The organism is Peteryoungia wuzhouensis (genome assembly GCF_003205195.1).
GTDB classification, from domain to species: domain Bacteria; phylum Pseudomonadota; class Alphaproteobacteria; order Rhizobiales; family Rhizobiaceae; genus Allorhizobium; species Allorhizobium wuzhouense.
Genome location: NZ_QJRY01000002.1, coordinates 142,660 through 155,492 on the forward strand (window position 1 = coordinate 142,660; position 12,833 = coordinate 155,492).

General features: G+C 59.4%; 10 protein-coding genes. All 10 read right to left on the minus strand.

Features of this window, described 5'->3' with window-relative positions; all coding sequences use genetic code 11:
• Positions 1-362: 362 nt before the first annotated feature.
• The 10 genes from DMY87_RS06580 to DMY87_RS06625 all read right to left on the minus strand — a co-directional run bounded on the left by DMY87_RS06580 (position 363) and on the right by DMY87_RS06625 (position 12,683).
• Entirely contained in the window at positions 363-608 is a 246-nt protein-coding gene (locus tag DMY87_RS06580) for a MoaD/ThiS family protein (protein ID WP_110790513.1), read from the minus strand.
• Positions 609-617: 9 nt separating this feature from the next.
• Positions 618-2,870, minus strand: a complete 2,253-nt coding sequence (locus tag DMY87_RS06585) for a xanthine dehydrogenase family protein molybdopterin-binding subunit (protein WP_110790982.1) — start codon at positions 2,868-2,870, stop codon at positions 618-620.
• Positions 2,871-2,872: 2 nt separating this feature from the next.
• Positions 2,873-3,349: a (2Fe-2S)-binding protein gene (locus DMY87_RS06590; protein ID WP_110790514.1), complete on the minus strand. Its 477-nt coding sequence runs from the start codon at positions 3,347-3,349 to the stop codon at positions 2,873-2,875.
• Positions 3,349-4,209 (minus strand): FAD binding domain-containing protein, encoded by an 861-nt coding sequence (locus DMY87_RS06595; RefSeq protein WP_110790515.1) that lies wholly within the window; start codon positions 4,207-4,209, stop codon positions 3,349-3,351. Before DMY87_RS06595 ends, DMY87_RS06590 begins: the two co-directional genes overlap by 1 nt.
• Positions 4,210-4,312: 103 nt before the next feature.
• Positions 4,313-5,980, minus strand: coding sequence for an amidohydrolase (locus tag DMY87_RS06600; RefSeq protein WP_110790983.1), 1,668 nt, complete (start codon positions 5,978-5,980; stop codon positions 4,313-4,315).
• A gap of 160 nt (positions 5,981-6,140) precedes the next feature.
• A complete protein-coding gene (locus DMY87_RS06605; protein ID WP_165826166.1) occupies positions 6,141-8,405 on the minus strand; it encodes an aminotransferase class III-fold pyridoxal phosphate-dependent enzyme in 2,265 nt (754 codons plus the stop codon).
• Between the two features lie 299 nt (positions 8,406-8,704).
• Positions 8,705-9,736: an extracellular solute-binding protein gene (locus DMY87_RS06610; RefSeq protein ID WP_110790517.1), complete on the minus strand. Its 1,032-nt coding sequence runs from the start codon at positions 9,734-9,736 to the stop codon at positions 8,705-8,707.
• A 21-nt stretch (positions 9,737-9,757) separates the two neighbouring features.
• A complete protein-coding gene (locus tag DMY87_RS06615; RefSeq protein WP_110790518.1) occupies positions 9,758-10,603 on the minus strand; it encodes an ABC transporter permease in 846 nt (281 codons plus the stop codon).
• A complete protein-coding gene (locus DMY87_RS06620; protein WP_110790519.1) occupies positions 10,600-11,487 on the minus strand; it encodes an ABC transporter permease in 888 nt (295 codons plus the stop codon). Before DMY87_RS06620 ends, DMY87_RS06615 begins: the two co-directional genes overlap by 4 nt.
• The gene (locus DMY87_RS06625) at positions 11,484-12,683 is read right to left on the minus strand and encodes an ABC transporter ATP-binding protein (RefSeq protein WP_425353472.1); all 1,200 of its coding nucleotides are present in this window, start codon (positions 12,681-12,683) and stop codon (positions 11,484-11,486) included. The genes DMY87_RS06620 and DMY87_RS06625 overlap by 4 nt, the downstream gene beginning before the upstream one ends.
• Positions 12,684-12,833 lie beyond the last annotated feature (150 nt).

Below are 12,833 nucleotides of genomic sequence, written 5' to 3' on the forward strand. Positions count from 1 at the left end.
TGAAATAATTGGCATTTTTCTGCTTAACAGACACTTCCGGCACTCTCTGCTTCGCCTCGTTTTACGCTTGGTCGGCACCAGTTTCGCCGATTTTGGCACCAGACTTGGCGCAACGTCCCAAATATCGTTTTCCATAATGCAGCACGCAAGCGCAAGGACGGTTGATTGGCGCAAGGACGGGTCAGGCGGGATGGCGTGACTTGTCACGCGCCTCACGCGCAATCCGGGCAATGCGCTCCACCGGCTACCGACACTTGGTATCGCGTACAGCGATCCGCCTTGATCCGCAATTGCCAACCCGTCTACATCAGAACAGCAAGCTGGTGAAGGGTGCTGCTTGCCGATCAAAGCGCGGCGAACCCTCAGCCGCCGGCCAGCCTTGGCAGCAGATAGATTTCCACTCCCGTCGGCAGTTCCTTCGACCAGGTGTCGCGATAGATCGTTCCGTCGATGGCCACCGCGATGCCTCGGTCCATGAGAGGTTCGAGCGCCGGGAACCGTTCAGCCAACCGTTTGAACAGTTCCCGGATATTTCTTGCCTCGATCTCGACCTTGCTGTTGTTGTCGGCCGCTGCCGCGAGCGAGCCCCACAACGTTACCTCGACCATCTGGCCTCCTCAGGCATCGAGCGCCGCCAGGATCCGCGGCGGCGACATTGGAATATGCTCCATTCGCACACCCACGGCGTTGGACACGGCATTGGCCACCGCTGCGAGCGGCGGGACGATGGAGGTCTCCCCGACGCCGCGAACCCCATAGGGATGGTTGGGATTGGGGATCTCCAGAATTTGCGTATCGATCATGGGCAGATCCGAGCAGACGGGAATACGATAGTCAAGGAAGCCGGCATTCTGCAGCCTGCCGTCCTTGCCGTAGATATATTCCTCGTTGAGCGCCCAGCCGATGCCTTGCGCCGCGCCGCCCTGATACTGTCCTTCGACATAGGTCGGATGCACGGCTTTGCCGGCATCCTGCACCACGGTGTAACGCAGGACCCTGGTGCCGCCCGTTTCGGGGTCGACCTCGACATCGCAGATGTGCGTGGCAAAGGACACGCCGGCGCCATCGGCCACGAGTTCGCTGTGACCGGCGATTGGCCCACCCGTGTTGCCGGAGGCCGCTGCAATCTCCTTGAGGGAGAGAGGCGGAAGATTGCCGTGACTGCTCCCCGTGGCGACCGCATGCCCGCGTTCCCAGGCCACCTCCTCGACGGGAATATCCCACATTTGCGCGGCGCGCTCGCGCAGGGTCTTCATGGCGTTGCGCGCGGCGGAAATGGTGGCCATCGAGGATGAGAAGGTTCCCCGGCTGCCGTCGGTCATGTCATTGTAGCCGAGACTGGACGTGTCGGCGATCACCGCTCTGACCTGACCGTAATCGATCCCGAGTTCTTCTGCCGCGACCAGCGACAGCGAGGCGCGCGAGCCGCCGACATCGACAGTGCCAACCGCCAGCGAAACCGTGCCGTCCATGCCGATGTTGAGATCAACGCAGGTCTGGCCGCCAAAGTTGAACCAGAAGCCACAGGCCATGCCACGCCCCTGGTTCTCGCCCAGGGGTGCCTTCATATGCGGGTGGTTCTTCACCGCCTCCAGCGTCGGGCCGATTCCGATCGGGCCGTAAACCGGGCCGTAAGACGACCTGGTCCCTTCCTTTGCCGCGTTCTGGATCCGGAAGTCGACCGCATCCATGCCGAGTTTCTTGGCAAGTTCGTCGATGGCGCTTTCCACCGCGAAAGCTGCCATCGGCGCTGACGGTGCGCGGTAGGCGGCGGTCTTTGGCCGGTTGACCAGCACTTCGTAGCCGACCGTCCGGACATTTTCGAGTTTGTAGCAGGCAAATGCCGTCATCGCCCCGGTCTCGGCCCAGGCGCCGGTATAGGGACCGCAAGAATAGCGGAGCGTCGCGTCGGCAGCCACAATCGTTCCGTCCTTCATGGCGCCGATTTTCACGTCGATCGACGTGGCACTCGTGGGACCCGATGCGCGAAACACCTCGTCGCGCGTCATGACCAGCTTGACCGGCCTGCCAGCCTTGCGCGAAAGCGCCAGCGCGACCGGTTCGGCCCAGACATGGGTCTTGCCGCCAAAGCCACCGCCGATTTCGGACGACGTCACGCGCAGCTTGGAGGCCGCGATCCCCAGCAACTGGGCGCAATGCTGGCGATAGACGAAGTGCCCCTGCGTACAAACCCAGAGTTCCGCCGTGCCATCGGCGTTGAAATTGGCGACGCAGGCGTGCGGCTCGATATAGCCCTGATGCGTCTGTTCGGTCTTGAAGGTCCGCTCAACCACGACGTCGGCCTTTGCCATGCCGGCATCGACATCGCCGTGGCCGAACTGGCTTCGCATCGAGACATTCGACGCGCGCTCGGGCCTGGGCTCAACACCCGCGGTTATGATCGTGTCATTGATCAGAGGGGCGCCATCCGCAAACGCTTCGTCAACGTCGGTGACATGCGGCAGGATTTCGTATTCGATCTCGATCAGCTTGAGCGCCTGTTTGGCGACGCGCGCATCGACTGCGGCCACGGCGGCGACGGCATGCCCGTCGTAGAGCGCCTTCCTGCGGGCCATGCAGTTGTCGAGAATGTCATACATCGCCGCGTCACCATCGGTGAAGTCGGGCAGATCCGCCGCTGTCAGCACAGCCTTGACGCCGGCAAGCTGCTCGGCCTTCGATGTGTCGATCTTGCGAATGATCGCATGGGCATGGGGGCTGCGCAGGATGCGCCCGACCAGTTGACCCGGCATATTGAAATCTGCGCCATAGCGGGCGCGGCCCGTCACCTTGTCGACCCCATCCGGTCGGATGGGGCGGGTGCCAACGGAGGAGAAGCTGCGTTTGGCGTGGCTGGGATCAAAATCCATGGTCATGCTCCTCTCATCACGCTGGCGGCGTCCTGGACGGCGCGCACGATCTTGTCATAGCCGGTGCAACGGCAGAGATTTCCGGCAAGGCCGAACCGGATTTCCTCTTCCGTCGGATCCGGGTTCTTGGCGAGAAGATCCTTCGCCGCAATCAGAAAGCCCGGTGTGCAGATCCCGCATTGAAGCGCGGCATGCTCGAGGAATTTCTGCTGCAGCGGATGGAGCTTGTCACCCTGGGCCATGCCCTCGACGGTCTCGATTTTCCGGCCTTCTGCCTCGGCGCCAAGCACCAGACAGGAACAGACCAGACGGTCATCGAGAATGACGCTGCAAGCGCCGCAATCGCCGGTGCCGCATCCTTCCTTCACCCCCATGAGGCCCAGGCGATCACGCAACACGTCAAGGAGCGTTTCGTCGGGATGACAGAGGAATTCGGCGTTGTCGCCATTGATTGTCGTGGAAACTGCTATGCCTGCCATCACTTCTGTCCCGCACGTTGATAGGCGGTGAGCGCGACCCGCTTGGCCAGCACACCCGCAACTTTTTTCCGGAATTCGATCGTGCCACGCTTGTCGTCGATCGGGCGACAGGCGGCAGAGCACGTCTCGGCGAGGCGCTCCAACGTCTCCTCATCGACACGCGAACCGACAAGAATCTCGGCTGCCGCTTCGACGAGAAGCACGGTCGGTGCCGCAGCCCCAAGGGCGACGCGCGCAAACTGGACCACACCCTGATCGTCGAGTGTCAGGTTGACGGCAGCACTGACAACAGCGATGTCCATCTCCGTGCGCGGCGTGAACCGCTGGTAGGCATCGCCTGAATTCGGCTGGCGCTTGCCAAGCAAAATGGCTTCGATGATCTCGCCCTTGGCGAGCGACGTCCTGCCAGGGGCCACGGGCACCTGTTCGACCGGGATCGTGCGGGAGCCGGCTGGTCCCCTGATCAGGGCCTTGGCACCGGCCGCCACCAGCGCCGGCACACTGTCGGCCGCAGGTGATGCATTGCAGAGGTTGCCGACGATCGTGCAACGTCCCTGCACCTGCTTGGAGCCGATCAGGTTCGCCCCTTCGACAACGCCGGGCCACGCGCGCCGAAGACCGACAGTCTCGCCGAGGACTGCGCAGGAGACTGCGGCACCGATGACGAAACCATCGTCGCCTTCCGTGATGCGGCTCAATCCATCGATGCTCTTGATGTCGATGATAAGGTCGGGCTCGGTAAAGCCGCCTTTCATTCTCACCAGCAGATCGCTTCCGCCGGCCAGAATGGCGGCCTTGCCCGGGGCCTCATTCAACAGCCCTATGGCATCTTCTAATGAACTCGGACGAATGTAGCGCAAACGATTCCCCTCTTGATCAACTTAGGGCAGAAACAGATGTCCGACCCGATAAAGCCAGCAATTTGATGGCCGCCCTTTCGAGCGCCCCGTGACGACATAGGCACTACTGCGTGGCCTCGAAGGTTATCCTTCCACCGCATATAGTAACAAGGGGCCGAATGGCGGGAATGTCATTTTTCGCCACAGCCTCAATATCGGCAGACAGCACGACGATATCGGCAAGCATGCCAGCCTTGAGCTTGCCTTTGAGATCTTCAGCGTGTTCCGCATAGGCACCCTCGACGGTATAGCCCCGAAGTGCCTCATGAAGCGAGAAACGCTGGTCAGGCAAATGCGGGAGATAGGGCGTGCGATCCATGGAGGCGTGCACTCCCCGCATCACATTCAGATCGGCAACAGGCCAGTCTGAGGAAAAGACAACGTGCGCCCCTGTCTCCTTGATGGTGCGGAAGGCGTAGAAATACTCCCACCGATCCTCACCAACCACCGTGAGCGTTGGTTCCAACGGAATGCCCATGACGCCGGGCGGATGCGGCGGCTGCACCGAGGCGATCGCGCCGAGTTCTGCAATACGGGGCAGGTCGTCAGGATGGATGACCTCGATATGTTCTACCCGATGACGCCGGTCTCTGGGTCCGTTGGCGCGAGCAACGGCTTCATAGCCGTTCAGCACAGAGTGAACCGCCCCGCTGCCGACGGCGTGGACGGCAATTTGCAGCCCCAGTCTGTCAGCCTCGATCGCGACCTCGTTGAACTGTTCCTGCGAGAAAAGCGGTTCGCCCTTGAAACTAGGCTGATCGGCATATCCGTCAACCATATAGGCCGTGTGCCCATCCAGAATGCCGTCATAGAACATTTTCACAAGACCGCTGGACAGCCATTCGGAGTTGTAACGCTCCGTCATGAATGACGCCTTTTTGAGGTCATCCAGTTTCATGAAGTTCTTGTAGTGGAACGGCACTTTCACACGGCACAGGAGATCGCCATCACGCTGAATTTCCTCGAGGATCTCGAAGGTGTAAAGGTTGCCATCCATGTTGTGGATCGATGTGATCCCGTGCTGGGCACACCATTTCAACGCCTCCTTCACCGTTCGGACATCGGCGGCGAACTCGGCCGCGCTCGGCTTCGGATCGGGTTCGCCGCCGGTGGTCAAGCCGAGCATCGCTCTGTCAAGACCGCCGAAGACAAGAAGCGGCCCATAGGCTTCCGCTTCATTGAGCTCGCCATTGGCGAGGCCATCGTCACCCATGACGACGGAATTGCCAGGGCTCAGCTTGAGACCGTGCAGCAACCCTGCCTTTTCAAGCGCGAGCGTGTTGCCCCACATGGTGTGATTGTCGAACGAGATGAAGGCAAGTGGCCGATCCGGAAGGATCCGATCCAAATGGTGTCTGTCGAGACGGATCCCCTCCCCCAACATCATGTAGCTGGCCATCTTGCAGGTCAGGAGCTTCGTCTCTGGATTTTTCGCAGCATAATCTCTGACTGCTGCAGCGACGTTTTCGAATCCGAGCACACCCGACAGGTCAAGATGCGCCAGCTGGGAGCCTCCGCCAAAGAGATGCATATGGGCCTCGACGAACCCGGGCAAGACAGTTCCGCCGCGCGCCGAGATCACTCTGGTCGACTGTGTCTGCCACGCGCCGATGTCGGCATTCGAACCGACAGCGACAATCTTGCCGTTTGCCACGGCCACAGCCTCGGCTCTCGGAGCTTCGTCATCCATCGTCAGGACGTTTCCGTCGAGAATGATCAAGTCCGCTTTCATGTCATGCCATCCAATCTCGTTGGTCATTGAGTATTCTGCTGCGCCTTTCGGCCATTGAAATGATCAACACGTCAAAGGCAGCCCTTATGGTGAGGCTCAGCGTGATGATCGCGGCAAGGCCTGCCCAGCGGTCTTGCCGGACCAGACCCTTTTCCGATTGCTAGATTTTGAGCAGTGCCTGTTCCAGCGCTGCCACGGCGATGTCGACATGGGCGGGCTGGAGCACGGCAGGCGGCCTGATCTTCAGAATGTTGCCAAGCACACCTTCTGAACCGATCAGAACGCCTTGCTCGCGCATCAAGTCCACCACGCGCTTGGTTTCTGCCTTGGCCGGCTCCAGAGTGTGCCGATCGCGAACAAGTTCGACGCCCAGCGCCAAACCGACCCCGCGCACATCGCCAATCAGATCGAACTTGTTTTTCAACTCAAGCAAGCGCGCCTTCATATAGGCACCGGTGGTCTTGCAGTTCTCGACCAGATTCTCGTCCCGGATGACATCCAAGACCGCGATGCCCGCGGCACATGAAACGTTGTTTCCCCCGAAGGTGGAGAAGAAGGGAGCCGTTTTCGTGAAGTGGTCGAGGATCTCCGGCCGGGTGATAAGGACTCCGATGGGATGCCCGTTGCCCGCAGGTTTTCCGATCGTCACGAAATCCGGCACGACACCGTGGTGCTGATGGCCCCACATGGCCGTCCCCATGCGTCCAAAGCCGGACTGAACCTCATCAGCGATAAACAGTCCGCCTGCGGCCCTGATCTTGCTGGCAACCGCAGAGAGATAGCCCTGTGGCACATCCAGCATGCCATTGGTCATGAAGGCTGAATCGACCATGCCGGCGGCGACACCATAGGAGGATTGCGCAAGGTCGCTGATCGGCGCATCCGCCAGATCGGCATAGCGCTGAGCGATGTTATTGTCTCCCCGCTTGAACGGCCCCCGATAGTCGTCCGGCGGTGTGATGACCCGCATATGCGGGAACTTCCAGTTTTCCATGTCATTGGACGGGGAAAAGGGATCAATGGCGTCGGTGACGCCGTGATAGGCAAAATCCATCGCCAGGCCGCCGGAGCGTCCCGTCCACGCCTTCGCCATGCGCCACGCAATGTCATTCGCTTCGCTGCCGGAATTGACGTAGATGACGGCACTCAGGCTTTTATCCAGCGTGGCCGTCAACCGTTCGGCATAGGCGATCGACTGCTCAGACAGATAACGCGTATTGGTGTTCAGTTGGCGCATCTGGCGCTCGATTGCCCCGATCACATAGGGGTGGCAATGGCCAACATGCGGCACGTTGTTGTAGCAGTCGAGGTAGGACTTTCCGTCTTTGGCCGTCAGCCAAACGCCCTGCCCCTTCACCAGATGCAGCGGCGTGTCGTAGAACATGTAGAGCTTCTTGCCCATCACACTCTTGCGACGTTCCAGCATGCCCTCGACGCTGTCCGAAACCAAGGTCGAAAGGGGCGGAAGGGCAGCACCGCGCCGCAGGACATTCACAAACACCGTGCGCTGAGCTTCAAGTTCATCCAGCAAGGGAAATGCGCGTCGGCAGTAATCCTCGAAGATCGACTCCGGGGCCCCACCTTGTGAACGAAGACCCAGGATCAATGGGTTCATCAAGATCCTGGTTTCCACCAGGGGCAGCAAGACCTCCAGCTCCTGCTCTTCGAGGGGCGTAATCGAATGATAGCCCTTGGTAATTTCCAACATGATGCGCTGATTGTCGGCGCCGGGTATCAGATAGTCCGCAAGGGTGTTGGACAGATCCTGAATGAGTGCACCGGCAATCATGTCGCCGAAATCAATCACGCCAACGATGCCTTCCCCATCCGTCAAGGTATTGAAGGGATGCGCGTCACCATGGATAATCTGGGAGCGCAGTGTTTCGAGGATCGGCAACCGGTCTTTGCAGAATGCGGAGATGAGCCGTGCCGAACGGGCCTGTTGCTCCTTAGGCAACACGCCCACATGGGGCAACAGATCTGCCAGGTGGCGATGATCCCAAGCCAGATGGCGCGTCGCCGGACCAGCATGAATGAAACCGCGCAAGGCCCGGCCCAACCGCGCCACCAGCTGGCCCACCTCATACAGCCGCTCGCTCGAAAGCGGTGCTGCTCCCAAAACGCTGCCTGGCAGATAAGACAGCACGATCACGCAATGATCCAAGCCGGCATGATGGAGCTTTGCCAATAACAAGCCATCATTGGTGTGCCTGACGCGCGGAACCGGAAGGCCGGGGTCTGTGCGCGCGATATGTTCCAGTGCCAGGACTTGGCCCTCGAACACCCCATCGGCTTCTCGCGGACTGCAGAGCTTGAAGAGCCAGACGCCACCCTGGTCATCGCTGACGCGGAAGTTCTGGTCACGCTCGCCAGACAGCTCACTCCAGGTCCCGCTTAAGCCATAGTGGGACTTGGCGAAAGACATGAGGACGTCAAGCGGCACAGCGGGGGGCTGAAGATTGTCAAGCAGCGAGGATGACGCGTTAGACAGATGGGGGTGCATTCGAATGCCTCCGTTCATGGTTTGCGCACAGCGCGCCGCTCCGGTTCCCCTTGATCTGGGGAAACGGTTGGCCTCGGGCACTGCGTATCGAGAGTTCGTCGGGGGCAGGCTCTCAGGCTTTCGATGCAATTGCGTCGATTGCGTCCCCGCAAAATACTGCTCAAGCAGGCAGTCGCGACCGGCCTCGGGAGTGGCGGGCCGGTCGCGGCAGCACTTTCGCGTCAGTTCTTCAGCTTGGTCCAGATCTTGTCGTAGTACTTGATCGCCTGCTCACCGCAGGGCTCGGAGAACACAAGCCGGGTTCCTTCCGGAATGGTCAGTTCAGGGGCACCTTGCAGTTCGGGAATGTAGTATTGTTCGGCTCCCTTGATGGTGCTGGCATACCGGACAAAGTTCGCCTGCAAGGCCGAGTTCTCCGGCTTCATCAGAAACTGGATGAACTTCATTGCATTTTCCGGATGCGGGGCGGTCTTCGGGATCGACAGCGTCTCAGCCCAGGCGACCATCCCCTCTTTCGGGTAAACGAATTTGACCGTCGGACGCGCCAGGCGCCCGCGCATCGCGTCCCCGTTCCAGTCCTGGCTTGCAGCCGTCTCGCCCGAAGACATCCGCTCGACAACGGCGTCTGAGTTGTAGAGTTTGACAGCTGGCCTCTGCTTCTCAAGCAAGGCCTGCAGCTCCTTCAGGTCAGCCGGATTGGTGTTGCACTGATCCTTGCCAAGATAGGTCAGCGCCAGCGACATCACCTCGGTGGGCGATGAAAACATCCCGATTTTACCGACGAGTTCTGCCGGGGGCTCGAACAAAATCGACAGGCTGTCAGTCGGTCCTTTATAAACGGCTGTGTCGACCGCAAACGAGGTGGTGCCCCAATACCAGCTGAGCGAGTACTTGGCCTCCGGGTCCCAGACAGGTTTCTTCCACTTGTCATCAATGTTGTCGAAGCCTGGCATGCCCGCGACGTCGATTTCCCGAAGCAAGCCTTCCTTGATGTAGATCGGAAGGAAATCGCTGGTGGCGTCAAGGACGTCGTAGCCGCCAGTGCCGGACTTCAGTTTTGCAAGTGCCGTTTCGTTATTGTCGAAGACATCGACAATCACCTTGATCCCGGTTTCCTTCTCGAATTTCTCCAGCAGTTCGGGCGAGGTCGCATTGGACCAGTTGAAGAAATACAGCTCCTCCTGCGCAAAAGCTGCCGTTGTAGACAGCAGAAACAGTGCTGCTGCCGACTTGACTACAAATCCCAATTTCATCGCGTTCTCCTTTTATGTTGGTTATTTTTTGTATTTCGAAAGCAGATAGGCACCGCCGACCAGCGTCATGGACGCCAGCAGGAGAAGCGTCGACACCGCATTGACCTCCGGCTTCACGCCAAGCCTAATCATCCCGTAGATGTACATTGGCAAAGTCGTCATGCCGGGATCGGCAACCATCTGACTGATAATGAAGTCATCCAGCGAGGTGACGAATGCGAGCATGACGCCGGAAAGAACGGCCGGCATAAGAAGCGGCAGCGTGACGGTCCAAAAGACCTTCCACTCACTGGCGTAAAGATCGCGCGCTGCCGTTTCTGCGGCCTCACCCATCTCCCGCAACCGGGCCCGGATGGGCAGCATCGCGAACGGAATGCAGAAAACCGTATGGGCGACGATCAGGTTGCCGATGCCCAGTTTCAGCCCAATGGACGTGAAGAAGATCAGCGTCGCCACCGCGGTCACAATTTCCGGGACCACGAGCGGCATCGCAATGAGGGAAATCGACAGGTTCCGCCCCGCCAAGCGCGCACCGCGCTCAAGAGCCATCGCCGCGCAGATTGCACAAATCGTGCTGATGATTGTCGCCGCCGTCGCGACGATCAGGCTGTTCCAGGTCGCCAGCTGAATGGCGTCATTTCGAAAGATCTCCCGAAACCAGCGCAAACTGACATGGCTCCAAACCGTCACCTGGTCACCGCCGTTGAAGGAATAGATCGAAAGGACGATCAACGGCAGATAAAGGAACGCGAAAACAGAACCGGTTGCCACGCCAAGGCCCGGCGTTCGACGCCAATCAAACGGAGCTTTGGTCGAGGTCTTGGCCAAAAGCGCCTTTGCCTGGAGGACATTATCGCCCGCACTCATGTTCTTTCCTCCCCCATGCGGCTTTCGCGCTTTGTCTGTACCCAAATTGCGGCAAGCACGATTGCCGTCAAAATGATCGCCACCGCCGCTCCGAACGGCCAGTTTCGGGCCGAGGAAAACTGGTTTTGGATGAGATTTCCGATCAACATCACCTTGCCGCCACCGAGCAGGTCCGGCGTGACAAATGCGCCGAGGGCGGGGGCGAAGACCAAGATGGCGCCGGCTGCTGCGCCAGGTTTTGCGGCCGGCCAGACCACGTTTAGAAGTGTCTGGATCCTGCCGGCATAGAGATCGTGAGATGCCTCGATGAGGCGGGTGTCCATGCGCTCGAGCGTCGAGTAAATCGGCAAGACCATGAAGGGCAGGAATGAATAGACCAGCCCCAGCAAGACAGCGCCATTATTGTACAAAAGGGCGACAGGCGCCGACACGACACCGCTTCCGACAAGCAATTGGTTGACAAGCCCGTGGTCGCGCAAAATCAGGACCCAGCAATACGTCCGGATCAGAAGATTGGTCCAGAAGGGAAGCGTGATCGCAAAGAGCATCAAGCTTCGGACTTCAGGTCTTTGGCAAACGATGTGCCATGCGACCGGTAGCGCAAACAGCAACGTCAGCAATGTGGCGGCGATGGCAAGCAGTGTCGAACGGACGAAAATCTGAAGATAACTCGCCGTGAATGCCCACGACTCATCAAAATCCTGTTCGAACAACAATTGCACATAGGCGGAGAATGTCAGGGGAAGATGGGCGCCACCATAGGTATCCGCCGTCATGAAGGATACCGCGAGCGCCAGCAACAATGGCAGCGCCATGAAAACGACAATCGCAAGAACCGCAGGGGCGAGAAGCAGCGCGGCAGATCGAGGACGAATGAGGCTCATTTGGACATCCACCACTCAGATGCCTCGGCCCAATCGACAAAAACTTCCGCGCCGACATCCAGCTTTGGCGTGGTTTCCCGACGTCCACGCATGCGCAAATCGGTCTGCCCCTCGCCGACCTTCACCTCGTACAGGATATCGCTGCCGAGGAAAGTAATCGCAGACACGACACCACGCATCCGACCCGGACCGGGCGAGAAGGTCAGGCTTTCCTGCCGCAGCGCGAGAACCATGCCCGGGCGACCAAACAGCTCGCCGGCAACGAGGTTTGCTTCCCCGATGAAATCAGCGACGAACGGGTTCGTTGGCTTGGTATAGACGTCTTCAGGGGGCCCGATTTGCAGAACCCGACCACCATCCACGACGGCGACACGATCCGCCATCGCCAGCGCTTCTTCCTGGTCATGCGTCACGAGGACAAACGTGATCCCCGTCTCGCGCTGCAGCCGCTTCAGCTCAGCCTGCATTCCCTTGCGAAGCTTCAGATCCAGAGCAGACAGCGGCTCGTCGAGCAGAAGCAGCCGCGGCGAAGGCGCAAGAGCCCGTGCGAGTGCAACGCGCTGCTGCTGGCCACCCGACAACTGCGCCGGTCGCCGGCCTTCAAATTGACTGAGCCGCACGAGTTCCAACACCTCGCTGACCCTGGCATTCAGCTTGTCGGTCGGCCACTTCAGCATACGCAGCCCATAGGCAACGTTCTGGCGGACCGTCATGTGCGGAAAGAGCGCGTAAGACTGGAATACCGTGTTGATCGGTCGCCGATGCGGCGCCACATTCGATAGATCAACCCCGTCAAGGGCGATGATACCTGTTGTGGGATATTCAAAGCCCCCAAGCAAACGCAGCAGGGTCGTCTTGCCGCAACCGGACGGACCGAGGAGAATGAAGAATTCTCCCGAGACGATGCTGAAGTTCACGTCCTGAAGGACCGTATGAGACGCCTCCTTCGTGCCAAAGGTCTTCGAGACGTCGACGAGCCGAACAAGCTCTGCCCCTTTGCCCGGAGCCTGCCCCTCACGACGCATTGGCACTGACTGACCAGCCTGCGCCGCAACCGCCGCTGACGCTCCCACTGCACTTCCAGGTTCGGAATGAATTCCCTGCATAAGATCCCCAAGAGTCTGCGTGCCGCCGTTAATTTCGAGCAGCTTATTTTGTGATATGGTATACCGAACATAATTTCCGTCGGGCGTCAACTGCCTTTGCCGATGACTTCACCCTAACCTTTTTGGTGGTTTTACTCCATCGCGACACCCAAACGGGCGCCATACAGGCCGCCTTGCAGGTGTGTCATGATATATGATATATCATCTTTACTTGACGATTGGTTCACCCAGAGACAGGAG